This is a genomic window from Bradyrhizobium sp., from assembly GCF_036009065.1.
Taxonomy (GTDB): domain Bacteria; phylum Pseudomonadota; class Alphaproteobacteria; order Rhizobiales; family Xanthobacteraceae; genus Bradyrhizobium.
Map to the genome: position 1 here is coordinate 1 of NZ_DASYMN010000371.1, position 26,294 is coordinate 26,294.

The window sequence follows — 26,294 nt, forward strand, 5'->3', positions numbered from 1 at the left end:
AACGGCGCGAGGCTGAGATGCGGAACGCCGGCTTCGTTGGCGACCGTCGATACCGCGACGGTCGGCGGCGTGGTCGATGAGCCCATGATGACGTCGGCCTTGGATTCGGTGACGAAACGCCGCGCATTGGTGGTGGCCGCGGTCGGATCGCCGCCATCGTCGAGCACGATCACCTTGATCGGCACGCCGCCGATCTCCTTGACCACAAAATCCAGCGCGTTGCGCTCGGGAATGCCGAGCGCCGCTGCGGGACCTGTGGTGGTGACGGTGATGCCGACCACGATTTCATTGCTTTGCGCCATCGCCGGCAATGCCGGCAGCGCCAGCGCGGCTGCGAACGCCGCAGCGGACAGATAAGACTTCTTCATTCATTCCTCCCGTTGGTGTTGTTGTTCTGGTAGTCGAATTCCGTTGCCGGATCAGTCCCTTCTTTAGGTTATGCTTGGGCCCAAGTCAGCCCTGCTTGAACCGTGCGATGATCTCTTCGGGCACCGCTGCGGATTTAAGCTTTCCCGGATCGTCCGGATGACGCCCGACCAGCACGCGGGTCTCGAACGCCTCGATCGCCAGCGCCTCGCTTTTGAACACGTTGTGGACCACGTCAAAGCTCGACCGCCGCCAGGCCTCGACCCGGCTCTCGATTCTGATCCAGTCGCCATGGGTCGAGGCGATGTGGAATTTCGCGCGCGTGTCCACCATGGGTATGCCGACCAGGCCATACTTCCTGACGATGTCCTGCTTGGAGAAGCCGGCGGCCTCGAACATGATCGAGGTGGAGTCGTCGAACATCTCGAAATAGCGCGGGTAATACACGATGTTGGCGGGGTCGCAGTCGCCCCACTGGATCTGCACGTCGCGGCGGTTGACGAACATCAGGACCTCTTCTCCCTCTCCCCGCCCTTCTTCGCGGGGAGAGGGTCGGGGTGAGGGGCGTGGCAATGCGTCACGACGCGCCGCGGACTGGCGGGTCGCGCACGAGAGCGACCTTTAAATGCTGCAAATGAATTGATCGCAGTGCCTCGCCCCTCACCCGGATCGCTTCGCAATCCGACCTCTCCCCGCAAAAGAGCGGGGAGAGGTGACGTTGAATTCATCGCGCGAGTTAACATCATTTCGGCGCCATGCGCAGCGAGGCATCGAGCCGCACGACTTCGCCGTTGAGGTAGGGATTGTCGATCATGTGCAGCGCCAGCGAGGCGTACTCATCCGGCGCGCCCAGCCGATGCGGAAACGGAATTGCCGAGGCGAGGCTGTCCTGCGCCGCCTGCGGCAACGCGCCGAGCAACGGCGTCAGGAACAGGCCGGGTGCGATCGTCAGCACGCGGATACCGAACTGCGCCAGTTCGCGCGCGATCGGCAGCGTCATGCCGACGATGCCGCCCTTCGACGCCGAGTAAGCTGCCTGTCCGATCTGCCCGTCGTAAGCCGCAACCGATGCGGTGGAAATGATGACGCCGCGCTCACCGCCATCGAGCGGCTCCAGCTTTGTCATTTCCGCCGCCGCAAGCCGCAGCATGTTGAACGAGCCGATCAGATTGACCCTGATCACGCGGTCAAAATCCGCCAGCCCATGCGGCCCCTCGCGGCCGACGACGCGCTTGGCGACGCCGATGCCGGCGCAGTTCACCAGCACGCGCGCCGGCCCATGCGCCTTCGATGCGGCAATCACGGCCGCTTCGCCGGACGCGGCATCGGCGACGTCGCAGGCCACTGCGACACCACCGATCTCTTTGGCCAGTTCCTCGGCCAGTTTTATGTTGAGGTCGCATACCGCGACCCTGGCGCCCTGCGCTGCGAGCTTTCGCGCGGTGGCGGCGCCCAGCCCCGATGCGCCTCCCGTGACGATGGCGGCCTGATCTTTTAGTTGCATGGTTCCTCCGAATGATTTTTCTATGCGAGCGAGATGACGTGCGAATCTGGTGTCGGCGCATACAGCGCGTCGATCAGAGAAGCGCGATGATCCAGCACCGCGCGTTGGTTGATCGACCCCTTGTCGGTGACTTCGCCCTTGTCGATCGACAGCGGCGTGTCGAGCAGCACCGCGCGGGTGATGCGCGTCGACGAGCCGGTTGCGTCCGCTGCAAATTGTTTCAGCCGATCGGCAAAGGCTTGACGGACGACCGGATCGGAAGCTGCAGCCGCTAGATCGCCGGCGGGAAGCGCCGGATTGATAACGCGGCAGCCGTCGAGGTCGAGCACCACCAGCGCCGACAATTCGTCGCGGTTGATGCCGGCGATCACGACGTCGCGCAGCAGCGGCGCGCAGGCCGCGACAAAACGCGCCCGCAGCGGCCCGACGCTGACCCAGGTGCCGCTGCCAAGCTTGAAATCCTCGGAAATCCGGCCGTCGAAATCGAAGCCGGCGTGAAAGTCGTCCGGATCAACCGGTTTGATGGCGTCGCCGAAGATGTAAAAACCCTCTTCATCGAAGGCTTTCGCGGTCAATTCCGGCTGGCGCCAATAACCCGGCGTGACGTTGGGCCCCTTGGCGCGGACCTCCAGCTTGCCGTTGTTCGGAATAAGCTTTGCATCATTGCCCGACACCGGCAGGCCGACATGGCCGGAGCGGCTGGTTAAGGGCGTGACCGACATGAAGAACGGCGCGGTTTCGGTGGCGCCGAGGCCGGTCAGCATCGGCACGCGAAAACCTGTTTCCTGCACGGCCAGTTCGTCGAGCGAGTTCCAGACATAGGGCGACAGCGCCGCGCCCGAGAAGAACATTGCGTGCAGGCGAGCAAAGAATTTCTGCCGCAGCGCTTTGTCGTCGCGCAGATACGGCAGCAGCGATTCATAGCCCTTCGGCACATTGAAATACACCGTCGGCGAGATCTCGCGCAGATTGCGCACGGTCTCCTCGATGCCGCCGGGCATCGGCTTGCCTTCGTCGAGATACATCGAGCCGCCGTTGAACAGCGTCAGCCCGATATTGTGGTTGCCGCCAAAAGTGTGATTCCACGGCAGCCAGTCGACGATGACCGGCGGCTCGTCCTTCAAGAACGCCAGCGTCTCGCGCAGCATCACCTGATTGGCTGAGATCATGCGCTGGGTGTTGATGACGGCCTTTGGATTGCCGGTCGAGCCCGAGGTGAGCAGGAATTTTGCGATGGTGTCCGGACCGATGGCTTTGTGTATCGTATCGAGCCGCGGATGCTCCGGCGTTGCCAGCAAGTCAGCCAACGGGGTCACGCTGCGGCCGCGCACTTCGCCGCGTGAGGCGGCGATTTCCGTTTCAACCGGCACGTTGACGCGTAGCGCATCGCCGAACCTGGTTGCGTCGTCCGCGAACACCAGCCCCGGCGTCAGCAGCTTCATCAAGAAGCCGAGCTTGCCGTAGTCTTTCGAAATCAGCGAATAGGCCGGGGATACCGGGCAGAACGGAATTCCCGCGTAAAGCGCGCCGAACGCCATCAACGCGTGATCGATGGAATTGCCGGAGAGAATCACGATCGGCCTGTCCGGCGACAGATCGCGCGCGAGCAAGCCTGAGGCGATGCGCCGGGCCGAGGCCAGCAGTTGCGCGTAGGTGATGGTGCGCCAGCCGCTGCCGTCGCGCTCGGCCATGAAGACGCGGTTCGGCTCCGTAGCCGCCCAGTGATGAAGACGATCGGTGATGCGAACCGGATAGTCGCCGAGCGCGATTTTGGGGCGCAGATAGATCCTGCCGTCGTCGCGGCGGTCGATGCTGACGGCGGGATTGCCGAACGAGATCGCGCGCAGCGCATGAGCCGCATCGGGAGGCGCAGGAATCTTGTTCGGCGTCGCGCTCATCAGGAAGGCTTCACCTTCGCGGTCTTGCGGTCGAGGAAATCGCGAATCCGGCGTTTTGCTTCCTTGTCGCTCTGCGCCACCGTCGCCATCAGCGATTCCATCAGCAGCCCGGTCTGCGGATTGGCCTCGGCGATCATCGGCAGCGCCTGCAGTACCGCGAAATTGGTCAGCGGCGCATTGGCCGCGACCCGCTCCGCGAGTTCCATCGCCTTGCCGAGGGCGTTGCCCGCGTCGGTGAGATATTGCGAAAAGCCATAAGCCGCGCCCTCGGTCGCGGAATAGACCCGACCGGTCAGCATCATGTCGGTCATCCTTGCCACCCCGATCAGCCGCGGCAGCCGCACCGAACCGCCGCCGCCGACAAAGATGCCACGCTGGCCTTCCGGCAGCGCGTAATAGGTCGACGGCTCCGCGACGCGGATGTGCGCCGCGCAGGCCAATTCCAGCCCGCCGCCGATCACCGCGCCCTTCAGCGCCGCGATCACCGGCACCCGGCTGTATTGAATGCGGTCGAACACCCGGTGCCACATCTGCGAATGGATCAGGCCGGCAGTGGCGTCCTGCTCGGTCAGTTCGGACAGGTCGAGCCCGGAAGAAAAATGCTCGCCGACGCCATGGATCACCACGGCGCCGATGTCGTCGGGGATGTTCGAGAAACAGTCCTGGATCGCCAGGATAATGCCGTCATTCAGCGCGTTGCGCTTGGCCGGACGGTTCAGGCCGACGATCAGGACCGGGCCGGTTTGCTCGATCACGAGCAGCGCGGACGGGCCCGCGGCTGCGACAGAGGCGTTTCCCATGGCGGCTATTGGTTCCCAGATAGAATAGTTATGTTCTATAACGAATTTGGGAAGAGTCAATAAGGAGATCCCCCCTACCCTCCCCCGAAGGGGAGGCTCGGCGAGCATCGGTAGATGCTCGACGGGGTGGGGTGACAGTCTCCGCCTCAGACACCGCTCGCGACGAGAGACCTTCACCCCACCCCGCCGCGAATTTCATTCGCGTCGACCCTCCCCCTCCAGGGGAGGGTAAGAGTCACAGCACCTGATGCACGTCGAGTTCGACGCGGTCGGGATGCCGGGCGCCGGCGCCGATGAAGAGGTTTTGCATCAGCCAGCGCCAGTTTTCGGCGCCGGTCTCGAATTTCGGCACCGAACGGAAATAGATCAGCGCGGGATCGACCATCTCGCCGCGCGCGATCCGGTCCAATGCTTCCTTCGGCCCGAAGCGGATGCCGATGTTCTCGATATAGACGACGGCGCCGTCTTCCATCTGAAACGCATATTTGGCTTCCAGCTCGGTAAAACCGTTGGGACGGATAACCTGAAAATCCGCGCCGCATGGCAGGATGGTGCCGTGGATGCCCGGCCCACGCACCTCGCCGCCGAGGATCGGAATGATGCGCCTCACGCCATGGCCGAGGTCGCCGGCAACGATCGGCGCGCCGACTTTTATGGCGAGGCTGAAGACGTATTTGGTCGCAAGCTGCGGCGCCATAATTATCCAGCCATACGTGTCGGCAGCCACAGCGCCAGTACCGGGAACAGGATCAGGATCACCAGCCGAATCAAGTCGGTCACCACGAACGGGATCACGCCCCTGAAAATCGTGGCAAAGGACACGTCCTTGACCACGCTCTTGATCACGAAGACGTTCATCCCCACCGGCGGATGGATCAGGCCGAGTTCCACCGTCATGACGATGATGACGCCGAACCAGATCGGATCGAAGCCGAGATGGATGATCACGGGAAAGATGATCGGCACCGTCAGGATGATCATGGCCATCGCGTCCATCAGGCAACCCAGCACCAGATACATCACCATGATGAGGGCGAGGATGCCGTAAGGGCCGAGACCGAGGCCGGTGAGGAGTTCCGTGACCTTCTGCGGGGTCTGCGTCACCGTGAGGAAATATCCAAAGATCAATGCGCCGATCAGCACCGTAAAGACCGCGGCGGCGGTACGGGTCGCCTGCAGCAGCGAAGTGAGGATCTTCTCCTTGTCCAACCGCCCGGTAAGCACGCCGATCAGGAACGCGCCGGTAGCGCCGACGCCGCCGGCTTCGGTCGGGGTGAAGCGCGGCAGGAAGGGCAGCCCGTAAAGCCCGCCGATGACGAATACGAACAGCAGCACCGGCGCCCAGATATTTTTCAGGCCCGCAAAGCGCTCGCGCCATGTGGTCTGCGGACCGGTGGGCAAAAAACCCGGCCTGAAATAGCCGATCAGCGCGATGGTCAGCATGTACATCGTCATCGCGAGCAGGCCGGGAATGATGCCGGCGATGAACAGCTTGCCGATGTCCTGCTCGGTGATGATGCCGTACACCGCGAGCACGGTCGACGGCGGCAGCATGGCGCCCAGCGTACCGCCGGCCGCGATCACGCCGGTGGCAAAGGATTGCGGATAGCCGAACCGCCGCATCTCCGGATAGGCTACGGCCGAAAACGTCGCGGCTGTCGCCACCGACGAGCCGCAGATCGCGGCAAAGCCGCCGCACGCCGCCACCGTGGCAATCCCCAGCCCGCCGCGCAAATGTCCGACAAACCCGTTGGCGGCGCGGAACAGCTCCCGGCTCATGCCGGAATTGCTGACGAACGTCCCCATCAGCAGGAACATCGGAATCACGCCGAATGTATAGTCGGTCACCGTGCGCATCGAGGTCTGGCCGACCATTTTGAGCGCCGGCGAGAAGCCGACCAGGTAACCGAAGCCGGTGACGCCGACCAGGCCCATCGCCATGCCCACCGGCACCCGCAGCAGCATCAGCGCGAACAGCGCGACGAATCCCAGGACGGCGACGGCGTCGGTGCTCATCCCAGTCTACTCTGCGATCTTGATTTCGGGTTCGCGCATCAGCTCCGGGTAAAAAATCAGCCGATAGGTACGAATCGCGATCAGCAGCACCGCGGAGACGTCGCCGGCCCATGCGACGGCGAAAAACGGCCAGGTCGGCATGTGCATGTCGAACGTCAGGACGTTGTCGTTGTAGGTGCCGCGTACCTTGTCGAACAGCGTCCAGGTCTGCACCGCCACCACGAACAGCAGAACCAGCGTCGCGAACACGTCGATCATGCGCTGGTATTTCGGACCGACATTGGCCCAGATCAGATCGACGGTGATGTGCCCGCCCCGGTAGCTGGTGGCGGCGATGCCCCAGAAGATCAAGATGCCCAGCAGCATGCGCCCGATATCGAACGAGTCGGGGATCGCATAATTGAGGGTATTGCGCAGAATAACCGAGATGAAGATGTTGAGCGCGACAATGCCGACGAATCCGGCCGCAATCCATTCGATCGTGTCAATGAAACGATCCATAGATGCGCGATTCATGTCCGCTCCGCGAGGCTAGCGCGTGATGAATTTAGGTTGAGGCGGCTCGCGTCACCTCTCCCCGCGGGGGAGAGGTCGAAGCCGGAGCCACCGGGTCGGCGCGAAGCGCCGCCCGATGATAAACTTCGCGCAGGCTTCGGGTGAGGGGTCTCTCCAAGCGCTCTTGGATTCACGGATAAGCCCCTCACCCGGATCGCATCTGGCGATGCGATCCGACCTCTCCCCTGCGGGGAGAGGTGACCTGAACGTCATGGCGATTTGACCTGAAGCCATCATGCTCTAGCGATTGCAGGGGACGACGGCGGCAGGACCATCCCGCCGCCGTACCGGCGTGCGTCAGGTCTTATTGCGCCAGGGCGTTGTATTTGGTGAGAGCGGCGCGAAGTTCGGTCATCGCAGCGTCCGGATCCCCGCCGGCTTTTTTGACATTCTCGGCCCAGGTCTTGATCAGCGGCTCGGATGCCTTCTTCCACAGCGCGGTCTGCTCCGGCGTCAGCTTGTAGACCTCGTGATCCGACATCCCCTTGATCTTTTCGATACCGGTGTCCTCGAACTTGCCCCAGGGTTCGCCGACCCGGCCGGCGGCCTCGGTGTTGCAATTGTTGTCGATCGCTTTTTTCTGCGTGGCGGACATCTGATTGTATTTGTCCTTGTTCATCACGAACGCAAAGGTCGTGACGTAGAGCGGCGCGTCGATGTGATATTTCGTCACCTTGTCGATGCCGAACAACACCACCGATCCCCACGGGAAGGTGACGGCGTCGGCGACGCCGCGTTCGATGATGTCGCGGACTTCCGGCGCCGAGGACTGTACGTTGGTGCCGCCAAGCGACGTCACGTAATTCGCCATGGTGGCGTGAGCGGGGCGGATCTTCATGCCCTTGACGTCATCCGGCACGACGATCTTCTTGGTGCGGGAGTGGAACGACGACGGCGAATGGATGAAACCCAGGCAGAACTTGACGTCCTTCATCTCCTTCTCGGCATATTTACGGTACCAGGCGTCGAGTGCCATCGAGCCGCCCTTGGCGTCCGACATCAGGAACGGAAGCTCGCCGGCGCCGATGATCGGGAAGCGGCCGGGTTGATAACCCGGATTGATGTACGTCACGTCCGCAATGCCATCGCGCGCCATGTCGTAGTGGTCGAACGCCTTGCCGAGCTGCTGGGCCGGGTAAACCTTGTATTTGACGGTGCCGCCGGATTCTTTCTCGACCGCGCTGCCCCAGTCTTCCAGCGCCTTTTGCAGCGGATGCGACGCCGGCACCCAGTGCGACAGCTTTAGTTCGAAGCTCTTGTCCTGCGCGAACGCAGGCGTCACACTGGCGGCCAGCAGCAACGCCAAAAACGCTTTCCTCATCGACATCTCTCCCTCGCGGCATCGGCCGTTGATCGGCCCTTTGCGGATATTGTTATATGATATAATTATCATTGCAAGTATGCGCAGCCGCACACTCGACGGATCAAGCCTACAACAATCGGGGGAGCAAGTATTGCGGACAAACGTCGCAATCATCGGTGCGGGGCCGGCGGGATTGCTGCTCGGCCAACTGCTGCACGCTTACGGAATCGACAACGTCATCCTGGAGCGCCAGACGCCGGACTATGTGCTCGGCCGCATCCGCGCCGGCCTGCTCGAGGAAGGAACGGTGGCGCTGCTCGATGAAGTCGGCGCGGGCACGCGCGCGCACCGCGAGGGCCTGGTCCACCATGGGGTCGAACTGGCCTTCGGCGGCGCGCGGCATCGCATCGACATGCATGCCGCCACCGGCAAGACCGTGATGATCTACGGCCAGACCGAAGTGACACGCGATCTCATGACCGCGCGCGCCGATTCCGGCCTGACCACGGTCTACGAGGCCGCCGACGTCACGCCGCATGATTTCGATGGCGATCGTCCGCGCGTGAGTTATGCCAAGGACGGCGTGACACACGAAATCGCCTGCGATTTCATCGCCGGCTGCGACGGTTTCCACGGTGTCAGCCGGCAGAGCGTGCCGCCGTCCGCGATTCAGACCTTTGAGCGGGTCTACCCGTTCGGCTGGCTTGGGATTTTGTCGGAGACCCCGCCGGTGTCGCACGAACTGATCTACACCAATCACCCGCGCGGATTCGCGCTGTGCACCATGCGCTCGATGCACCGCAGCCGCTATTATCTGCAATGTCCGCTCGACGATCATATCGACCAGTGGCCGGATGGCAGGTTCTGGGATGAGCTGAAGCGGCGGCTCGACCGCAAGGCCGTCGACAATCTGGTCACCGGCCCGTCGATCGAAAAGAGCATCGCGCCGCTACGCAGCTTTGTCGCCGAGCCGATGCGGTTCGGAAAAATGTTTCTGGCCGGCGATGCCGCCCATATCGTGCCGCCGACCGGCGCCAAGGGCTTAAATCTCGCCGCCAGCGACGTGCATTATCTGTCGCAGGCGCTGCGCGAGTTCTACGCCGAGAAATCCTCCGCCGGCATCGACGCCTATTCGGCAACAGCGCTGGCGCGGGTGTGGAAGGCGGTGCGGTTTTCCTGGTGGATGACCTCGATGCTGCACAAATTTCCCGACACCGGCGAGTTCGGCGCGCGGATACAACTGGCGGAACTGGATTATCTGGTGAGTTCGCAGGCTGCGGCGGCGTCATTGTCGGAGAATTACGTCGGACTGCCGTTTTGACAATCTTGTAGGATGGGTTGAGCGCTTGCGAAACCCATCACGGCAATCGGCACGCAGGGATGATGGGTTTCGCTTTCGTTCTACCCATCCTACGAACTTCGCTCGCAGTGACGAATGGGGCGACGCCAAGCTCACACGCTGTTGGCGGCGGGATGCTGTTTTAAACTTTGTTGCTCTGTATTTCCGTTGCCGATCCGGTTCAATGGCGGCTCTTGCAAGGATCAAGCAGGCATGACCGAACAAACCATCCCCGAAGGCTTTGAGCGCCAGTCCCGCGGCAGCCCGCTGACCGATCCGTGGGAGCCGATCTACCAGAAGCAGACGCCGCAAGCGATCATCCTCGGACTGTGGCTGGCCAAACCGCACACCAATGCGCGCGGCTTCGTCCATGGCGGGCTGATTGCCGCATTGACCGACAAGGCGATGGGGCACAGCTGCGGCCACCAATTGCGCGGCGCCGTGTCGCTGGTGACGGTCGGCATGGCCATCGATTTCATCAGCAGCGCGCAGATCGGGCAATGGCTCACGGTCGAGACCGATGTGATCAGGACCGGCAGCACGATCTGCTTTGCGCAGTGTTTTGTGAAAGCCGATGGCGCGGTGATCGCGCGCGCCAATGGAACGTTCCGGGTGGTGAAGAAGGCGTAGCCAGCAACGAGCTCCGTCATTGCCGGGCTTGACCCGGCAATCCATCATTCTCGCAAAGAGTCTTTCCAAGAAGATGGATGCGCGGGTCAAGCCCGCGCATGACGACTTTGGTATTTCAGCGCTTCCCGAACTCCCAATCGCTGAGCTCCACTACCAGATCGACGAACGTCCGCACCTTGGCCGACAGCAGCCGCGAGGTTGGATAGACGATGTGGATCGGCAATGCGACCTGCTCGAATTTCGCCAGCACGATCTTCAGCCGGCCGGCCTCGATCGCCGCCGCGGCCTGATAGGCCAGCACCCGTGTCAGCCCGCCGCCCTGCTCGGCGTGCCAGATCGCGGCATCGGCGCTGTTGGTGATAAGGCGCGGCGTGCATGGCACGCGAACCTCGCGGCCATCCTCGACGAAGTGCCAGTCCGACGCGCCGAACTGGATCGTATCGTGGCCGGCGATGGCAGCCGGCGTGCTGGGTTCGCCGCGCCGCGTGAGATAATCCTTTGAAGCCACCACGATCCGCCGCATGTCGCCGACACCACGCGCCACCAGGCTGGAATCGGCCAGATGGCCGATGCGAACCGCGAGGTCGACGCCGTCTTCCACGAGGTTGATCATGCGGTCCGACAGGCGCAGTTCGCCGCTGACGTCGGGATAGCGTTGCAGATACGCCGACATCACCGGACTGACATGGATACGGCCAAACCCGATCGGGGCGGACACGACGAGCCGCCCGCTCGGCTGGGTGCGTTCGGCCTGCGCGGAAATTTCGGCTTCTTCGACGTCGGCGAGGATGCGGCGGGCGCGTTCCAGATAACGCGCGCCGACGTCGGTCAGCGACACCGAGCGCGTGGTCCGCTGCAACAGCCGCGCGCCGAGACATTCCTCCAGCGCCGCGATCAGCCGGGTCACGTTTGATGGCGAGAGGCCGAGCTTGCGGGCCGCCGGCGCAAAACCTTCAAGGTCGGCGACCGCGACAAAGGCGGCCATGGCGTCGATGCGATCCATGGGATTATTTCATATATTGCAATGATGAAGTGTCAAGCGAGCGGATTGTTGAAATTTCAGATAGAACTATGTTCGAGCCTGAGGCGAGCTTCGCTCCGCCGAACGAATTCAGGAGGGTCCTGCGATGTCCGACACCCACACCTACCCAAGCGACGTGGCTTTCAGCCCTGCGGTCAAGGCCATTCAGACCCGCAAGGGGTCGCGCGACGCCTATGCACGGGTCGAGCAGAACGGCGGCTGGCGCACCGAGGTGGATGAGAACCTTGCGGCTTTTCTGGCTGAGACCAGCAGTTTCTACATGGCGACCGCCACCGCCGACGGCCAGCCCTATATCCAGCACCGCGGCGGGCCGAAAGGTTTTGTCAAAATTCTGGACAGGAACACGCTGGCCTTCGCCGATTACAGCGGCAACCGGCAATACATCACACAAGGCAATCTTGCCGAAAATCCCAAGGCTCACATCTTCTCAATGGATTACGCGCACCGCCGCCGCGTAAAGATCTGGGGAGAGGCCCGCGTGGTCGATGACGATCCCGCGCTGCTGAAATCGCTGATGCCGGCAGGCTACAAGGCGCGTCCGGAACAGGTGATCCTGTTCAAGGTATCGGCGTGGGACACCAACTGCCCGCAACACATCCCGCAAAAGTTCGACGCCGCCGATGTCGCAGCGGCACTGGCCGCGCGTGACGCGAGGATCGCGGAATTGGAAGCGGAGCTGGCAAGATCGAAAAGCGCGGTATCGGCGGCGACCTGATCGCGCTAAACCGCCACGATGGAGACCATCGGCGACACCAGCCCCTGCCAGGCCTGCGGCGCCTGCTGCGCGTATTCAAGCAATTGGCCGCGGTTCACCACCGAAGACGACGCCGCGCTCGATCTGATCCCGCAAAAATTCGTCAACGAGAAGCTGTCCGGCATGCGCTGCGACGGCGAACGTTGCTCGGCGTTGACCGGCAAGATCGGCATTGCAACGTCGTGCGGAATCTATGCGGTGCGCCCGGAGGTGTGCCGAACCTGCATGCCCGGCGATCCCGAATGCGCCATGGCGCGTCGCAGGCATGGCTTGCCGGTGTTGGCCTAATCTGGGAGTCGTCCCCGCGAAGGCGGCGACCCATACGCCGTGTCGTCGCGTTTTAGCGGCTGGGGCAGATACCTTCTGCAACAAGCAAGGCCAGGGAATATGGGTCCGCGCCTTCGCGCGGACGACGAGCGTTACGCCGTCGCAGCTTGCGCAAAATCTTCGTCCAGTTCGTCGTCGAGCGGCGCGAAGGTGCTGAGCGGCTTGGTTGACAGCGTGATCGGCTTGCGGTTGCCGTAAGAGGAGGAAGGTGCCGCGCGTGCGGCCGGCGTCTCTTGCGACAGCGCGTAGAGCGTGGAGCCGACGCGGCCGCCCAATTGAATGAGGTCGCGCTCGTTGCAGCTGGCGGCGATCGCCAGCGCCAGCGAGTGCAAATGGCTTCGCTTGTAGCAGAACAGCGCCAGCATCGCCCGCACGTCGGCGGAGACGCTCTCCACCAGTTGCGGCAGGCCGTTTTCGTTGGCGCGGTACATGGCGCCAAGCAGATCGTCCCGGACCGGGCAGAAATCGTTCTCGAAAGCGTCGCGGCTGGAAAACATGGCAAATCTCCCCCAAGCCGCAGGATGCAATGCAATTTGCTAACGGAAGGTTAACCACCGCAGCGAGCCGGGCTTGAACAATGCCCGCGAATCGGAATGGCGCCTCATGCTGCCGGATACCCCCGCTTTCGCCCGGGCATGACGATTTGAAATCAGCCGTTCGCCGCCATGAAGATCGAAAGGCCAAAGCCGGTGAGATGGTGCAGCGCCTGATCGATCCCGATCAGCCACCAGAACCATTGATGGTCCATCGTCACGTTGAAGGTGGCGACGCAAAATCCCTTGGCGCGATCGACGATGAGGTGGATCGCAAAATCGATGAAGGCGACGAACCAGAATTTTGGCGCGATGATCAGGATCAGCAGCATCGACACCGCAAGGTGAACGAGGCAGTGCGCCAGCAGCGGCAGCGCCCAGCCGGTCTTCTGGTCCTTGCCGAGCGCCATCCAGGTGTTCTGCAGGAAAAAATCGGCGACGATGTGCTTGAAGGTGAGGACGAGCATCCAACCGACCAGCGCGCCGACCGCGACCGATGACGACATGGAGGGGAACGACAAAGCTGACGCCCTTCGCTAAAACCGACAAGAAACCGCAACACCGCAACTTCAGGCGTTCAACGCAACCCGCGAAACAATTTGACGATAATTTCCCATTTATGGCACCTCCCGCGCCGGATTGCACCTGTAGGAGCCTGGAAAAACACAGGGTGTGACAATCGCGCGTTACAACCGCGGCATCCCGCGGGGTTAAGGTTACCGCGCCGCGGCGATTGCAATCCACAGCTAGTGGGATATCGTCGGCGGCCGAGAATTGTCGTTGCTTTCTAGATATTTACGAGCCGGTTCGGGCGTCCGTCGGACCATCATTGCAACACCGACGTAGCGCTTCGGCCGTCCGGATATGAGCCATGAGCGTGGAAGAACCCCCGTCATCGGTGGAAAGACCGGCAGCACTCAGCAATCGCCGGCAGCTGCTGCTGTTCGCGGCGCTGACAGTGGTCCTGACCCTCGCAACGGTCTGGGGCGGCCGCATCTGGTTTCGGCATTCCGAAACGCTGGTGTTCGCCACCGGCGAGGCTAATGGCGTCGAGGCACGTTTCGCCGCCAAGCTCGCCACAGTGCTGAAGAACAACAGCTCAAAGCTGCGGCTCAAGATCGTCGCCAATGCGGACGACGCCAAGGCGGTGGCGCAGTTCGACCGCCGCCAGGCCGATCTGGTGGTGCTGCGGACCGACGCCAGGCTCCCAGCCCGCGCCCGCGCCATCGCCATTCTCGAACATGACGTGCTGCTGCTGATCACCCCCAAGGGCAAGAAGATCAAATCGCTGGCGGCACTGAAGAAGACCAAGGTCGCCGTGGTCGGCGGCAGCGAGAACGAAGCCTTCCTGCGCCGGACGCTCGAGCCCGTCGATGACGCGAGCGCCTTGCGCATCCAGACGGTGCCGGCCGATTCCGCGCTCGATAAACTGTTCGCGTCCGGCTATGGCGCCGTCGCGGTGGTCGCGCATGCCTCGAAGATGATCAAGGACAAGTCTTACGAGAAATACGCCCGCCAGGCCGGCGGCTTCACGCTGAACGCCATCGACGAGGCCAAGGCCATCGCGCGGCGCATCCCGGGTATTTCATCGGAGACGCTGGAAACCGGCATGCTGTCGTCGGCGCCTGCAATCCCCGACGACGACCTCGAGACCATCGCCCTGCAATGGCTGCTGGTGGCGCAGTCCAGGATGTCCACCGGCTCGGCCGGCGAACTCGCGCGCATCATCTACGAGAATAAATCCGAGCTGGCGCTCGACGACGGCTTCGCCGCCAAGATCGAGCCTGCGGATACCGACAAGAACGCCCTCATCATCGCGCATCCGGGTGCGGCCGAATACATCAACGACGATACAAAATCGTTCATGGATCGCTACAGCGACATGATGTATCTCGGTGCCGCCGCGCTCAGCATCATCGGCTCGATCTTCGCCGGCATCTACACCAAGATCACCCGCGTCGCGCCGGAGAAAGCCAGCGAGCTGGCGACGGCTATCCTCGGCGTCGGCGAGCGGATCGAGCACGCCCATACCATGGATGAAATCGACGCGCTGCAGGATGAACTGGAAGCGATCCTGCGGGGTGCGGTGGTCGGCTTGAGGGATGGCACCATTTCCAGCGACGGGCTCGACACGTTCCGGCTCGGCTACGAATTCGTCCGCGACGAGATCGGCATGCGCCGCGATCACCTCAAGCGCCACGCCTCGCACGACGACAACGTCGTCAGCGTCAAGACCGTGCACAGCGCTTGAGTAGGCACCGCGTCCTCTTAACCTCGCCCCGCTCTTTCGCGGGGAGAGGTCGGCGCGAAGCGCCGGGTGAGGGGCCAGGCACGGCGTTGCTAAATCGAAGACTTGTCGGGTCGGAAGCCTGCAACGCAATTAGCCGACCCGAGAGTCCTTCGCGCGGGTTTGACGCACTGCCTCGCCCCTCACCCGAAGCCTTCGCTACGCTCCGGCTTCGACCTCTCCCCGCGAAAGAGCGGGGAGAGGTTGAGAACGCTACGCGCTACGCTGCGTCGGGGGCACCGCCCGCCCCCTGATCTCCGCGATCTTGCGCTTCAGCGCGGCCTGCCGCGGGTCGGGCAGCGCGGCGGCGCGGGCTTGCCTGATCGCGCCGGCCAGATCCGATAGTGCGAGCGTGCCGTCGAAGGTCGGTTTGGCGAGGCCGTCGATGATCAGGTGCCAGTCCGCAAGGCCCTGGCGATAGACGTCGCCATAATCGTGAACCATGGTCGCGGTCTCAACGATCTCGGGCGCGGCCTGCGGCTGCTTGTTCAGCGCGCGGTCGATCATGTGCAGCCATCGTTCGACCCAGGCGCGCTCGCTGCCATAGCGCACCGAGAACAGCCGCCAGCGCCGCAAGCCCGCCTCGATCTTCAGCCGGCGAATGCCAAGCCTGCCGGCGGTGCTGAAGCGGATCGAGACCGGACGGTGCAGCCATCCCCTCCAGTCGAGCACGCCGAGCACCGGTTCCGCGACGGCGGCGGGAAGCGCTTCGACAAGCTCGTCCCATCGGAATTTCTTGATGTCATCAGCGCTGCGCGCGGTCGCCTTCGCGGCGCCCGCGTCGAGCTCGGCGAGTTTTGCCTGTGCGATCCGGATCGGATCGTCGTAGCTCATGCGCTGTGCCATCAGCCGCGCGATTTCGCAGAACAAGGCGTCGTCAACGCCACGGCGGCCGACGAACCGCTTCAGGCGGTCGACATAGAGTTGGGCGTAGCCGGGGCCCTGATAATCGGTCAGCCGCTCGATGCCTTCGCTGGCGACCGGCACCACCGCATCGGGCAGGCCGTGCGGCAAAAACGGCGGCGCGGCGTCGTCGTCGCCGATGAAATCGGCGAGCAGATAGCGGACCGAGGACCAGACGTCTGCCACCTCCAGCGTGCCCTCTCTATGCCGGGGCCGGCGCAGTGTGTTGCGCCAGCCTTTGCTCGAGCTTTTCGATGTTCTGGAACAACCGGGCACTGGCGAGGCGCAGGAAGTAAAAGCCGAATGCGGGGTTCTGCACGTAGAGTTCCTCGACCTGGGTGTAGCTCACGCTCAGGACCACTCCGGCTTCGATGCATTCCAGCGTCTGGGTCCGCATGTTCGATGGCGACAGCATGCCGAGTTCGCCGACAATGGCGCCGACCGGGAATTCGATGCCGGATTCGACCAGGCGAAACCGGCCGCTGACGATGTAGAGCATGCTGTCGGCCTTCTCGTCCTTGTAGAACAGCACTTCGCCGGCGGCGCATTTGCGCTCGGTCATGAACGGCTTCAGCCATTCCATCGACAGGTCGCTGTTGACGGATTTTTTCACCTCGCGCACCAGCTGCAGCATCTGGTGCAGCCGGTAGCCGTTCATCGGCAGCAGAAACCCGTGCAACACCAGTTGCAGGTAATTGTGGCTTGGAATCGCCGTCGCAATCAGGACGACGTTGGTGAGGATACCGAACACCCGCAGCGGAATCATCGTTCGCATGGTGTAGGTCGCAACCACGAAGACCGATGCGATCACGCTGCCCGCTGCTCCGATGTGTTCCGCCAAATGTGATGTATCCATTGCGAGCCAGCCAATTTTTTGGAGTGAACCATTGCGATTATATCCCGGCGACGCGGCACGCGCGCGATCCGGCCGGCATGAATTATAAAGTCCCCCGGGAGCGTTTGATATAGGCGGCAAAAGACAGCGTTTTGACCGGGGCTCGGCGTCTCCCGCAGCGCGTCGTTGACGCCCCTCTGCCGCGCGGGCACCTTGTGCCGATGTCCAGGCCGTTCATTTTCCCGTATCTGGCGCAATTCGCGGCGATGTCGGTCCGCCGCATGACCGTGGTTTCCTACGCCATCGTCGCGGCCGGCCTGCTCGCGCTGGTCATTCTCACCGTCGAGCCTGCCTATGAGGCCGCGCGTCGCTGGGTGGAAACCGCGCTTTGGGCCTGCCTCGCCTTTTTCGCGTTCGAATGGCTGGCGCGCCTGGTCCATGCGATCCGCGCCGAGCGTGGGTTGGCCTACGCCGTCTCCGGCGGCGGGCTGGTGGATGCGGTCGCCGCGCTCGCGGTGCCAACAGCCATTGCCTGCGGCACCGATGTCAGGTCGGCATCGCTACTGGGGGTACTCTGGCTGCTCAAGCTGGTTCCGGGGATCCCGGGCCTGCGGCGGCTGCGCCGGGTGCTGGTGCTGGAATCCGGGCCGCTCTTGAGCGTGCTCGTGCTGTTCCTGATGGTCCTGCTGTTTGCCTCGGTCGCAGTATACGCGCTGGAGCGCAGCGTGCAGCCTGCCGTTTTCGGCAGCCTGCCGGCGACGCTATGGTGGGCCGTCGTGACGCTGACCACCGTCGGATATGGCGACGTGGTGCCGGTGACGCCGCTTGGCCGCCTCGTCGCGGCGATGGTGATGATCAGCGGCCTCGGCGTGTTCGGGCTCTGGACCGGTATTCTCGCCACCGGTTTTGCCACCGAAACCCGCCGCGATAATTTCCTGAAAACCTGGGACTCGGTGAGCAAGGTGCCGTTCTTCGCTTCGCTCGGCCCGGCGGCGATCGCCGATGTCACCCACGTGCTGCGCACCATGGACCTGCCACCGCGCACCATGATCGTGCGCAAGGGCCAGCCCGGCGACTGCATGTATTTCATCGCCTCCGGCGAAGTGGAGGTCGATCTGCCGGGCAAGAAGGTACGGCTCGGCGAGGGCGATTTCTTCGGCGAAATGGCGCTGCTCGGCAACCGCCAGCGATCGGCCAATATCATGACCACCGAGCTGTCGCGGCTGCTGGTGCTCGACCTCGTGGATTTTCACGTGCTGATGGCGCGGCATCCTGATCTCGCCCACACCATCGACGCGGAAGCCGAACGGCGCGCGCAGGAAAACAGATAGCGGAGAAAGACATGTCCGACGCGCCCGCGGCGAGCACGCCAATTCTTACCATCGACGGCCCGCGCGCCACCATCCGCCTCAACCGCCCGAAACATCTGAACCGCCTGCAGCCCGACGATCTCGAGGCGCTATTGAAACTGTTCGGCCGGTTAGAGGCTGATCCCGCCATCCGCGTCCTGGTGCTGACAGGCACCGGCCGCGCCTTCAGCGCCGGCTACGATCTCGGCTCGATCGCCGAGCGCGCCGCCGGCGCGGGCGAACAGCAGAGCGCGGGATCGGCGTTCGAGGTGGTGGCGAACCGGCTGGAGGATCTCTCGATGCCGACGATTTGCCGGCTCAATGGCGGCGTCTATGGCGGCTCGACCGATCTGGCGCTGGCCTGCGACTTCCGCATCGGCGTCGACACCGCCGAGATGTTCATGCCGGCGGCGCGGCTCGGGCTGCATTATTACACCAGCGGTATCAAACGCTACGTTTCGCGGCTCGGGGCCGACAACGCCAGGAAGCTGTTTCTCACCGCGCAGAAGATCGAAGCCAGCGAAATGCTGCGGATCGGCTATCTCACTGCTTGCGTGCCTGCCGAATCCCTCGATGAAGAAGTCGGCCGGCTGGCCGGCATTCTCGCGGGCAACGCGCCGATCGCGATGCGCGGCATGAAGCGCGCCATCAACGAATTTTCCCGCGGCCAGCTTGACACGGAGGCCTGCGACCAGCGCGCCCGCGACAGCATGCGCAGCGCCGAGATCAAGCAAGGCATCAAGGCATTTGCGGAAAAACGTCCGCCGAAGTTTTAGCTGGTCCAAACGGAGACGTTCCCCGGACGCAGCGCCGTTAGCGCGTTTACGCGCGTCTTCGACGCGCTATGGCGCCGCACTTCACGGCGTGGTGCGCTGCAGAGCCGGGGTCGTAACAAGGGCCGGTGCCCCTTACGTCCCGGCTCTGCGGCGCGGCATGAAGAATGCCGCACCGCGTCCGGGACACGAACCGCTATTCCCCCACGAACGTCACCGTGTCGGCCACGGCGGCGCGCGAGGTGCGGTAGCTGTTGATCCTGTGGGCGTGGTCGGCAAAGCCGAACGAGATGCCGCACACCACGCGGCGGTCGTCACCGAGGCCGAAATGCCGGCGGATCATGCCGGAATGGCGCGCAAGAGCGGCCTGCGGAATAGTGCCGAGATCCAATGCCTGCGCAGCCAGCATGAAATTGCCGACATAGGCGCCGCAATCGATCGCGCCGTAAATCCCCAGCGCCTCGTCGGTATGGATGATGGCGACATGCGGCGCCCCGAACAAGTTATAATTCTCCAGCGCCTGCCTGGCGTAAGCCGCCTTGTCACCGCGCGCGATCTCGAGCGTGTTGTAAAGCTGAAAGCCGCTCTCGCGGCGGCGTTCCAGATAGACGCCGCGATACTCGCGCGGGAATTCAAAGTCGCCATCCTGTGGCGCGCCGGAGGAGGCCTCGGCATAGATCGCCTTGCGGAATTTTTCCTTGGCCGCGCCGCTCGCGATCAGCACCTGCCACGGCTGGCTGTTGCACCACGACGCCGTGCGCTGCGCCGCGTCAAGCACGCGATCGATGGTTTCGCGCGGCACCGGCTCGGGCTTGAAGGCGCGCACGGAGTAGCGCTCGCGCAGCAGGGTTTCGAGGACGTCGATGGGGGCGGGTTGCTGTGTCATTGATTCCTCAGTAGCAAATACAATACTCGTCATGCGCGGGCTTGACCCGCGCATCCATCCCCTTCGCAAGAATCTTTCGAAGAAGATGGATGGCCGGGTCAAGCCCGGCCATGACGCCTCGGTGTTGTGGCGGTCCCGGCTCTGCGGAGCGGCATGAAGAATGCCGCGTCCGGGACAAAGCTACCGCCCCTTGGTCGGAATCTTGTTGAACGGCACGTCCTTGTCGACCCTTATATCGCCTGGCAGCCCGAGCACGCGCTCGGCGATGATGTTGCGCAGGATCTCGTCGGTGCCGCCGGCGATGCGCATCGACGGCGAACTCAGCAGCATCTGCTGGAACTGGCCGCGCGCGTCTTCCTCGGCTTCGCCGGTGAAGGCGCCTGCAGCGCCTTGCAGGTCCATCGCGTGCATGGCGATATCCTGCAGCATCGAGCCCGCGACCAGCTTGCCGATCGAATTCTCCGGCCCCGGACGCTCGCCTTTGGATAGTGCCGAGATCGCGCGGTAGCTGGTGTATTTCAGGCCGCTCGCCTTCACCGCCCAGCTTGCGAGCTTCGAGCGCGTGGCGCGGTCGTCGATCGCCGGGCCCTCGTCGGTCATCAGGTTGGAGCAGAAATCGAACATTTCGGGGAATCCGGTCGCGAGCCGCGCGCCGATCGACATCCGCTCGTTCATCAGCGTTGTCAGCGACACGTTCCAGCCATCGCCGACCGCCCCCAGGCGCTGGTGATCGGGAATCTTCACGTCGGTGAAAAACACCTCGTTGAATTCCTGCATGCCGTTGGCCTGCTTGATCGGCTTTATCTCGACGCCGGGACTCTTCATGTCGAGGAAGAACATGGTCAGCCCCTTGTGCTTGGGCACGCTAGGGTCGGTACGGGTAATCAACAACCCGTAGTCGGAATAATGCGCGCCGGAAGTCCATATCTTCTGACCATTGACGATCCAGTCGTCGCCGTTTTTCTCCGCGCGCGTGCGCAGGCCCGCGACATCGGATCCCCCTGCGGGCTCCGAAAACAGCTGGCACCAGATCTGTTCGCCGGAGGCAAGCTTCGGCAGATAGTGCCGCTTGTGCTCCTCGCTGCCATAGGCCATCACCGTCGGCCCGCACATGCCCTCGCCGATCTGGAACGGCTGCGTCAGCTTGCCGTAAACGCCTTCTTCCTGCTGCCAGATCACGCGCTCGATCGGGGTGGCGCCCCGGCCGCCATATTCCTTCGGCCAGTGCAGGCAGGCCCAGCCGGCATCGGCCTTCCTCTTCTGCCATGCCTTGCCGACGTCGACGATCTCTTCCTTCGCAAGCCGGATGCGGCCGAGCGAGGCCTTCGACAGTTCGGCCTCGTATTGCTTCGGCGCGTTGGCGTCCACCCATTGGCGCGCCTCGGCGCGGAACGCTGCTTCCCGCGGGGTATCGTCGAAATTCATTTGGTGAGCCCTCTTCGTAGGATGGGTTGAGCGAAGCGATACCCATCATTATCGGCGTCTGTGATGGGTTTCGCTTCGCTCTACCCATCCTACTGATCATCTTGCCTTGGTCGCGATCTTGTTGAACGGCACGTCCTTGTCCACCCTGATATCGCCGGGCAGGCCGAGCACGCGCTCGGCGATGATGTTGCGCATGATCTCATCCGTGCCGCCCTCGACGCGGGTGCCGGGGGCACGCAGCAGCATGGCCTGGAATTTTCCCGCGGCCTCGGCGTCGTCAGGCCCGCTCAGCACGCCGGCCGCGCCCTGCAAATCCAGCGCATAGGCCGCGACGTCCTGGATCATCGATCCTGCGACCAGCTTGCCGATGGAGTTTTCCGGTCCCGGCCGCTCGCCCTTCGACAGCGCCGAGATGGCGCGAAGGCTGGTGTACTTTAATCCGCTGGCCTTCACCGCCCAGTTGGCGAGCCTGGAGCGCACGCCGCGGTCGTCGATCGCGGGGCCGTCTTCCAGCATCAGGTTATTGCAGAATTCGAACAGCTCCGGAAATCCGGTCGAAACCCCGGCGCCGATCGACATGCGTTCGTTCATCAGCGTGGTCAGCGACACGTTCCAGCCGTCATTGACCTCGCCGAGCCGCTGGTGATCGGGAATCTTCACATCGGTGAAATACACCTCGTTGAAGTCGGACGCACCGTTGGCCTGCTTGATCGGCTTGATCTCGACCCCCGGGCTCTTCATGTCGAGGAAGAACATGGTGAGGCCTTTGTGCTTGGGCACATCAGGATCGGTGCGGGTGAGCAGGATGCCGTAATCGGAATAATGCGCGCCGGATGTCCAGATTTTCTGGCCGTTGACGATCCAGTCGTCGCCATGCTTTTCCGCCCGCGTGCGCAGGCCCGCGACATCCGACCCGCCGGCCGGCTCGGAGAACAACTGGCACCAGATTTTCTCGCCCGACGCCAGCGGCGGCAGATATTTGCGTTTCTGCTCTTCGCCGGCGAACGCCATCATGGTCGGGCCGCACATGCCGTGGCCGATGATGAACATCCCGCTCAGCTTGCCGAACGCGCCCTCCTCCTGCTGCCAGATCACCCGCTCGATCGGCGTCGCGCCGCGCCCGCCATATTCCTTCGGCCAGTGCAGGCAGGCCCAGCCGGCGTCGGCCTTTTTCTTCTGCCAGGCTTTTGCAACTTCGAGGATGCTCGCGCCCTTGAGCTGGGTGCGGCCGAGCGAGGCTTTTTTCAGCTCGTCCTCGTACTGCTTCGGCGCGTTGGCTGATATCCACGCTTTCGCCTCGGCGCGGAACGCGGCTTCCTGCGGCGTATCGTCGAAATTCATTGGTAAAACCTTTCCCCACTCACTGCCGTCGTCCCCGCGAAGGCGGGGACCCATAACCACCGGCGTCCAAGTTTAAGCACGGTTTCTGCCCAGCGTTTCAATTGCGAGTACACGGCGTATGGGTCCCCGCCTTCGCGGGGACGACGACTGGGTGCTTTGCGCCGCCACACATTACGCCGCGTTCCTTTTCCGCATGCGGTCGATCAGCGCGTCTTCCCAGTACGACAGGCTGCCCAATCCCAGCGCCAGCGCGTTGGCCCGGCGGTAGTACATGTGGCAGTCGAACTCCCAGGTGAATCCCATGCCGCCATGGACCTGGATGTTGTTCTTCGCGCAATGCTGGAACGCCTGCGTCGCGCTGATCCGCGCCGCGGCCGCGGCTTCCGGCAATTCGGAAGCGTTGGTCGAAAGCGCCCACGCGCCGTAATAGCAGTTCGAGCGCGCCAGCGTCGCCGAGACATACATGTCGGCCAGCATGTGCTTTACGGCCTGGAACGAGCCGATCGGCCGGCCGAAGGCGATGCGGTCCAGCGCGTAGTCGCGGCCCATCTCCAGTGCGCGGTCGGCGCCCCCGACCTGCTCGAACGCCATCAGCACCGCGGCGCGGTCGAGCACTTGGCTGACGATGCTCCAGCCTTCATTGGCGGGGCCGACCGGTTCGGCCTTGCAGTTCTTGAAGGTGATTTCGGCCTGGCCGCGCGACGGATCGACATTGGTCAAGACTTTCGCTTCAACGCCCTCGCCTTTCATGTCGACGATGAACAGCGAGATATCGGTCTCGCGGCCGCTCGATCCGGTGCGCGCGGCGACGATGGCGAAATCGGCGATGGCGCCGTCCGGCACCGGTTTCTTGACGCCGGTGAGCGTGCCGCCGGATGCGCTGAGCTTGATCGCCTGCGGCGACGGATTGCCCTTGCCCTCGAACAGCGCCAGCGTGCCGATCGCCTCACCGGCTGCGATTTTCGGCAGCCATTTTTGCTTTTGCTCGTCGCTGCCGGCCAGCATCAGCGCTTCGGCGGCGAGATACACCGTCGACGAGAACGGTACCGGCGCCAGCGCGCGGCCCATCTCCTCGGCGATCACGCAGAGCTCAAGATGCCCGGCGCCCGCGCCGCCAAATGCTTCCGGGATCGCGACGCCCAGAAAACCCATTTCCGCGAGGCCCTTCCAGAGGTCCTGGTCATAAGCCGCATTGCCGTCGAGCACGGCGCGCACCGCCTTGGGCGAGGATTTTTCAGCGAGATATTTTCGCGCCTCGTCGCGCAGTTGCTTCTGGTCGTCGGAGAAATCGAAATTCATGGCGTGTTACTCTGTTGTGAGAGGAACTCTCCAGGTATCGTCCCCGCGCAGGCGGGGACCCATAACCCCTGGCGTTTGTGTTTCGTCCGGGCTTTCGCTCCAATCCTAAATCGCGACTCCTCGGCGTATGGGTCCCCGCCGGAGCCTGTCATCGGGCCGGCAATAGCCGGACCCGTTGGCGGGGACGACATCGGCGTATTATTGCAGCACGATCACATCTTCTCCCGGCCGCTCGGCGTAGAGCCGCGCCACCAGATCGGCGCGGCGGTCGAGGCCGGCGCGCTGGTTGATGTAGCCCTTGTCGGTGAGTTCGTTGCCGTCGATCGAGGCCGGCTCGACCATCAGCATCGCGCGGGCGATGCGCAGGCTGCTGGCGCCGGCCGAGGCCGCGTTATGCGCCTGCAGGCCGCGCTTCAGGCACGCCAGCACGTCGGGATGTCTGACCACGTCCTCATAGCTCGCCTCGGGATCGCCGACGATCTGCCGGCAGGCATGCAGATTGGGCCATGCCAGCAAGCCGACGTAAGGCCGGTCCTGCCCCGCCACCAACGCGTCCTGCACCACCGGCGTCGCGGCCGCGATGGCGTCCGTGCGCAGCGGCCCGACCTGCACAAAGGTGCCGGTGGTCAGCTTGAAATCCTCCACCACGCGGCCGGCGAAGATCAGGCCCTGCGCGGGATCGCTGTCATCGACGAAGGTTGCAGCGTCGCCGATGCGATAAAAGCCTTCCTCATCGAACGCAGCCTTGGTCAGTTCAGGCTGGCTGTAATAGCCCGGCGTGACGTTGATGCCGCGCACGCGGATTTCGTATTTCGGACCGGTCGGCACCAGTTTCAACTCGACGCCGGGGAACGGCAGCCCGATCAGGCCGACACGCTCGGTGTCCCAATAGGTGGCGGTGGAAGTCGGCGCGGTCTCGGTCGAGCCCCAGCCGGTGTAGAATACGACGCGCTCGCCGGTGGCGCGCACCGCCAGCGCCTGCATCCGGTCATAGAGATCGTCGGGCAGCCGCGCCCCGCCATAGGCCATCAAGGCGAGGTTCTTGAAAAAACTCCGGCACAGCGCGTCGTCCTTCTCCATGGCGCTCGCCAGCGCGGCATAGCCGGCGGGCACGTTGGCGTAATAGGTCGGGGAAATTTCGTGCAGATTGCGCAGCGTCTCCTCGATCATCCCGGGCATCGGCCGGCCGTCATCGATATAGAGCGTGCCGCCTTCGGTCAGCACGGGATTGAACAGCGCGTTGCCGCCCATGGTGTGATTCCACGGCATCCAGTCGAGATAGGTGGATTGCGGCGCATTGGGATCGCGCGGCCGCACCTGCATCATCATCGCGGCGTTGGCGCACATCATCCGCTGGGTGTTGATCACCGCCTTCGGCATGCCGGTGGAGCCCGAGGTGAACAGCAGTTTTCCCACGGTATCCGGCGTGATCTTTGCGATGGAGTCTTCGACATCGGACGTGACCGGGGTCGCAGCGAGGTCGGCAAACGCGATGCTCGCGATGCCGACAACGGGCCGCGTGACATGCACCACCGTGACGCCGTCGAGATCGAGCGCCTTGAGTGCCTTCTCGAACACCGGGCAATCCTGCACCATCACCAGCGCCGGCTTGATCAGGGCGAACAGATATTTCAGCTTGGCGTGATCCTGGCTCATCAGCGAATAGGCCGGCGAAACGGGAGCCGCCGGAATCCGCGCCTGCATCGCCGCCATCGTCATCAGCGCGTGCTCGATCGAGTTGCCCGACAGGATCGCGACCGGGCGGCCCTCCGGCAGCTTCAAATTCAAAATGCCCTGCGTCAGCGCATCGACGGTTCGTTTGCCTTCCGCAAACGACAGCTTGCGCCATTGCCTGTCGCTGCCTGCGCGCTGCGCCAGCCAGGTTCGATCTGCTTTCTCGACCGCCCATTTTGCGAGCGAGGCCGGGATGTGCTTTTCGTAAGTCTTCAGCGGAACCCGCGACTGCATGATGATGACGCCGTCGGGCCGGCGCTCGACCGCGATGTCGCGCTCCAGCCATTCGATCTTGCGAAAGGCCGGCTGTCGCATCACCGCGGCTGCATTGACGTTCATGTTATTCTCTCCCGCCCCAACGCTTCCCTCGTCGTCCCCGCGACGCCGTGTCGTAT

Annotated in this window: 26 protein-coding genes; 7 read left to right on the forward strand and 19 right to left on the reverse strand. The window is 63.4% G+C overall.

Annotated elements, in window-relative coordinates; genetic code table 11:
* The 9 genes from VGP39_RS22455 to VGP39_RS22495 form a co-directional block, all read right to left on the reverse strand.
* Positions 1-368 (reverse strand): ABC transporter substrate-binding protein (locus VGP39_RS22455; RefSeq protein ID WP_327570291.1); only part of this gene is annotated, 368 nt, incomplete at its 3' end.
* Between the two features lie 85 nt (positions 369-453).
* Positions 454-873 carry a thioesterase family protein gene (locus VGP39_RS22460; protein ID WP_327570292.1) on the reverse strand — a complete coding sequence of 140 codons (420 nt, stop codon included), beginning with the start codon at positions 871-873 and terminating at the stop codon, positions 454-456.
* A gap of 235 nt (positions 874-1,108) precedes the next feature.
* Positions 1,109-1,870: an SDR family NAD(P)-dependent oxidoreductase gene (locus VGP39_RS22465; RefSeq protein WP_327570293.1), complete on the reverse strand. Its 762-nt coding sequence runs from the start codon at positions 1,868-1,870 to the stop codon at positions 1,109-1,111.
* A gap of 20 nt (positions 1,871-1,890) precedes the next feature.
* Entirely contained in the window at positions 1,891-3,768 is a 1,878-nt protein-coding gene (locus tag VGP39_RS22470; RefSeq protein ID WP_327570294.1) for a feruloyl-CoA synthase, read from the reverse strand.
* On the reverse strand, positions 3,768-4,568 hold the full coding sequence (locus VGP39_RS22475) for a crotonase/enoyl-CoA hydratase family protein (protein ID WP_327570295.1): 801 nt from the start codon (positions 4,566-4,568) through the stop codon (positions 3,768-3,770). The genes VGP39_RS22470 and VGP39_RS22475 overlap by 1 nt, the downstream gene beginning before the upstream one ends.
* Positions 4,569-4,803: 235 nt before the next feature.
* Positions 4,804-5,265, reverse strand: coding sequence for a DUF3237 domain-containing protein (locus VGP39_RS22480; RefSeq protein WP_327570296.1), 462 nt, complete (start codon positions 5,263-5,265; stop codon positions 4,804-4,806).
* 2 nt (positions 5,266-5,267) lie between these two features.
* A complete protein-coding gene (locus VGP39_RS22485; RefSeq protein ID WP_327570297.1) occupies positions 5,268-6,584 on the reverse strand; it encodes a TRAP transporter permease in 1,317 nt (438 codons plus the stop codon).
* A 6-nt stretch (positions 6,585-6,590) separates the two neighbouring features.
* Complete coding sequence (locus tag VGP39_RS22490) at positions 6,591-7,100, reverse strand: TRAP transporter small permease (protein ID WP_327570298.1); 510 nt, start codon at positions 7,098-7,100, stop codon at positions 6,591-6,593.
* 343 nt (positions 7,101-7,443) lie between these two features.
* Entirely contained in the window at positions 7,444-8,460 is a 1,017-nt protein-coding gene (locus VGP39_RS22495) for a TRAP transporter substrate-binding protein (RefSeq protein ID WP_327570299.1), read from the reverse strand.
* Between the two features lie 133 nt (positions 8,461-8,593).
* On the opposite strand from VGP39_RS22495, the gene pobA reads away from it, so the two are divergent.
* Positions 8,594-9,763, forward strand: coding sequence for a 4-hydroxybenzoate 3-monooxygenase (gene pobA / locus VGP39_RS22500; protein ID WP_327570300.1), 1,170 nt, complete (start codon positions 8,594-8,596; stop codon positions 9,761-9,763).
* Between the two features lie 231 nt (positions 9,764-9,994).
* Positions 9,995-10,411 carry a PaaI family thioesterase gene (locus tag VGP39_RS22505; protein ID WP_327570301.1) on the forward strand — a complete coding sequence of 139 codons (417 nt, stop codon included), beginning with the start codon at positions 9,995-9,997 and terminating at the stop codon, positions 10,409-10,411.
* 115 nt (positions 10,412-10,526) lie between these two features.
* On the opposite strand, the gene VGP39_RS22510 is transcribed toward VGP39_RS22505, so the two are convergent.
* The gene (locus tag VGP39_RS22510; protein ID WP_327570302.1) at positions 10,527-11,414 is read right to left on the reverse strand and encodes a LysR family transcriptional regulator; all 888 of its coding nucleotides are present in this window, start codon (positions 11,412-11,414) and stop codon (positions 10,527-10,529) included.
* A 124-nt stretch (positions 11,415-11,538) separates the two neighbouring features.
* Here VGP39_RS22510 and VGP39_RS22515 point away from each other — a divergent pair, with 124 nt between their 5' ends.
* Together VGP39_RS22515 and VGP39_RS22520 are read left to right on the forward strand one after the other, a co-directional pair.
* Positions 11,539-12,168 (forward strand): pyridoxamine 5'-phosphate oxidase family protein, encoded by a 630-nt coding sequence (locus VGP39_RS22515; protein ID WP_327570303.1) that lies wholly within the window; start codon positions 11,539-11,541, stop codon positions 12,166-12,168.
* An 18-nt stretch (positions 12,169-12,186) separates the two neighbouring features.
* Positions 12,187-12,495 (forward strand): YkgJ family cysteine cluster protein, encoded by a 309-nt coding sequence (locus tag VGP39_RS22520; RefSeq protein ID WP_327570304.1) that lies wholly within the window; start codon positions 12,187-12,189, stop codon positions 12,493-12,495.
* A 131-nt stretch (positions 12,496-12,626) separates the two neighbouring features.
* Here the strand turns inward: VGP39_RS22520 and VGP39_RS22525 are convergent, their stop codons facing one another.
* Positions 12,627-13,031: a hypothetical protein gene (locus tag VGP39_RS22525; RefSeq protein WP_327570305.1), complete on the reverse strand. Its 405-nt coding sequence runs from the start codon at positions 13,029-13,031 to the stop codon at positions 12,627-12,629.
* A gap of 152 nt (positions 13,032-13,183) precedes the next feature.
* A complete protein-coding gene (locus tag VGP39_RS22530; RefSeq protein ID WP_327570306.1) occupies positions 13,184-13,588 on the reverse strand; it encodes a DUF3307 domain-containing protein in 405 nt (134 codons plus the stop codon).
* Between the two features lie 350 nt (positions 13,589-13,938).
* Here VGP39_RS22530 and VGP39_RS22535 point away from each other — a divergent pair, with 350 nt between their 5' ends.
* Positions 13,939-15,318: a TAXI family TRAP transporter solute-binding subunit gene (locus VGP39_RS22535; RefSeq protein ID WP_327570307.1), complete on the forward strand. Its 1,380-nt coding sequence runs from the start codon at positions 13,939-13,941 to the stop codon at positions 15,316-15,318.
* 249 nt (positions 15,319-15,567) lie between these two features.
* Here VGP39_RS22535 and VGP39_RS22540 read toward each other — a convergent pair whose 3' ends face one another.
* Together VGP39_RS22540 and VGP39_RS22545 are read right to left on the reverse strand one after the other, a co-directional pair.
* Positions 15,568-16,443, reverse strand: coding sequence for a DUF6537 domain-containing protein (locus tag VGP39_RS22540; protein WP_327570308.1), 876 nt, complete (start codon positions 16,441-16,443; stop codon positions 15,568-15,570).
* 16 nt (positions 16,444-16,459) lie between these two features.
* Complete coding sequence (locus VGP39_RS22545; protein WP_327570309.1) at positions 16,460-17,113, reverse strand: cyclic nucleotide-binding domain-containing protein; 654 nt, start codon at positions 17,111-17,113, stop codon at positions 16,460-16,462.
* Positions 17,114-17,313: 200 nt separating this feature from the next.
* Here VGP39_RS22545 and VGP39_RS22550 point away from each other — a divergent pair, with 200 nt between their 5' ends.
* Positions 17,314-18,423: a cyclic nucleotide-gated ion channel gene (locus tag VGP39_RS22550; protein WP_327570310.1), complete on the forward strand. Its 1,110-nt coding sequence runs from the start codon at positions 17,314-17,316 to the stop codon at positions 18,421-18,423.
* A gap of 11 nt (positions 18,424-18,434) precedes the next feature.
* Positions 18,435-19,217: an enoyl-CoA hydratase/isomerase family protein gene (locus tag VGP39_RS22555; protein ID WP_327570311.1), complete on the forward strand. Its 783-nt coding sequence runs from the start codon at positions 18,435-18,437 to the stop codon at positions 19,215-19,217.
* A 193-nt stretch (positions 19,218-19,410) separates the two neighbouring features.
* Here the strand turns inward: VGP39_RS22555 and VGP39_RS22560 are convergent, their stop codons facing one another.
* From VGP39_RS22560 to VGP39_RS22580, 5 genes are all read right to left on the reverse strand, one after another.
* Entirely contained in the window at positions 19,411-20,100 is a 690-nt protein-coding gene (locus VGP39_RS22560; protein WP_327570312.1) for a nitroreductase, read from the reverse strand.
* Between the two features lie 180 nt (positions 20,101-20,280).
* Entirely contained in the window at positions 20,281-21,525 is a 1,245-nt protein-coding gene (locus tag VGP39_RS22565; protein ID WP_327570313.1) for an acyl-CoA dehydrogenase, read from the reverse strand.
* Between the two features lie 96 nt (positions 21,526-21,621).
* Positions 21,622-22,866 (reverse strand): acyl-CoA dehydrogenase, encoded by a 1,245-nt coding sequence (locus VGP39_RS22570; protein WP_327570314.1) that lies wholly within the window; start codon positions 22,864-22,866, stop codon positions 21,622-21,624.
* A 171-nt stretch (positions 22,867-23,037) separates the two neighbouring features.
* Positions 23,038-24,165 (reverse strand): acyl-CoA dehydrogenase family protein, encoded by a 1,128-nt coding sequence (locus tag VGP39_RS22575; RefSeq protein WP_327570315.1) that lies wholly within the window; start codon positions 24,163-24,165, stop codon positions 23,038-23,040.
* Positions 24,166-24,363: 198 nt separating this feature from the next.
* Entirely contained in the window at positions 24,364-26,238 is a 1,875-nt protein-coding gene (locus tag VGP39_RS22580) for an AMP-binding protein (protein WP_327570316.1), read from the reverse strand.
* Between the last annotated feature and the right edge of the window lie 56 nt (positions 26,239-26,294).

Bases quoted from the DNA above. Each gene is read 5' to 3' on its own strand.
- VGP39_RS22460 (WP_327570292.1), bottom strand. From the start codon at position 873: ATGTTCGTCAACCGCCGCGACGTGCAGATCCAGTGGGGCGACTGCGAC.
- VGP39_RS22465 (WP_327570293.1), bottom strand. From the start codon at position 1,870: ATGCAACTAAAAGATCAGGCCGCCATCGTCACGGGAGGCGCATCGGGG.
- VGP39_RS22470 (WP_327570294.1), bottom strand. From the start codon at position 3,768: ATGAGCGCGACGCCGAACAAGATTCCTGCGCCTCCCGATGCGGCTCAT.
- VGP39_RS22475 (WP_327570295.1), bottom strand. From the start codon at position 4,568: ATGGGAAACGCCTCTGTCGCAGCCGCGGGCCCGTCCGCGCTGCTCGTG.
- VGP39_RS22480 (WP_327570296.1), bottom strand. From the start codon at position 5,265: ATGGCGCCGCAGCTTGCGACCAAATACGTCTTCAGCCTCGCCATAAAA.
- VGP39_RS22485 (WP_327570297.1), bottom strand. From the start codon at position 6,584: ATGAGCACCGACGCCGTCGCCGTCCTGGGATTCGTCGCGCTGTTCGCG.
- VGP39_RS22490 (WP_327570298.1), bottom strand. From the start codon at position 7,100: ATGAATCGCGCATCTATGGATCGTTTCATTGACACGATCGAATGGATT.
- VGP39_RS22495 (WP_327570299.1), bottom strand. From the start codon at position 8,460: ATGAGGAAAGCGTTTTTGGCGTTGCTGCTGGCCGCCAGTGTGACGCCT.
- VGP39_RS22505 (WP_327570301.1), top strand. From the start codon at position 9,995: ATGACCGAACAAACCATCCCCGAAGGCTTTGAGCGCCAGTCCCGCGGC.
- VGP39_RS22510 (WP_327570302.1), bottom strand. From the start codon at position 11,414: ATGGATCGCATCGACGCCATGGCCGCCTTTGTCGCGGTCGCCGACCTT.
- VGP39_RS22515 (WP_327570303.1), top strand. From the start codon at position 11,539: ATGTCCGACACCCACACCTACCCAAGCGACGTGGCTTTCAGCCCTGCG.
- VGP39_RS22520 (WP_327570304.1), top strand. From the start codon at position 12,187: ATGGAGACCATCGGCGACACCAGCCCCTGCCAGGCCTGCGGCGCCTGC.
- VGP39_RS22525 (WP_327570305.1), bottom strand. From the start codon at position 13,031: ATGTTTTCCAGCCGCGACGCTTTCGAGAACGATTTCTGCCCGGTCCGG.
- VGP39_RS22535 (WP_327570307.1), top strand. From the start codon at position 13,939: ATGAGCGTGGAAGAACCCCCGTCATCGGTGGAAAGACCGGCAGCACTC.
- VGP39_RS22545 (WP_327570309.1), bottom strand. From the start codon at position 17,113: ATGGATACATCACATTTGGCGGAACACATCGGAGCAGCGGGCAGCGTG.
- VGP39_RS22550 (WP_327570310.1), top strand. From the start codon at position 17,314: ATGTCCAGGCCGTTCATTTTCCCGTATCTGGCGCAATTCGCGGCGATG.
- VGP39_RS22555 (WP_327570311.1), top strand. From the start codon at position 18,435: ATGTCCGACGCGCCCGCGGCGAGCACGCCAATTCTTACCATCGACGGC.
- VGP39_RS22560 (WP_327570312.1), bottom strand. From the start codon at position 20,100: ATGACACAGCAACCCGCCCCCATCGACGTCCTCGAAACCCTGCTGCGC.
- VGP39_RS22565 (WP_327570313.1), bottom strand. From the start codon at position 21,525: ATGAATTTCGACGATACCCCGCGGGAAGCAGCGTTCCGCGCCGAGGCG.
- VGP39_RS22570 (WP_327570314.1), bottom strand. From the start codon at position 22,866: ATGAATTTCGACGATACGCCGCAGGAAGCCGCGTTCCGCGCCGAGGCG.
- VGP39_RS22575 (WP_327570315.1), bottom strand. From the start codon at position 24,165: ATGAATTTCGATTTCTCCGACGACCAGAAGCAACTGCGCGACGAGGCG.
- VGP39_RS22580 (WP_327570316.1), bottom strand. From the start codon at position 26,238: ATGAACGTCAATGCAGCCGCGGTGATGCGACAGCCGGCCTTTCGCAAG.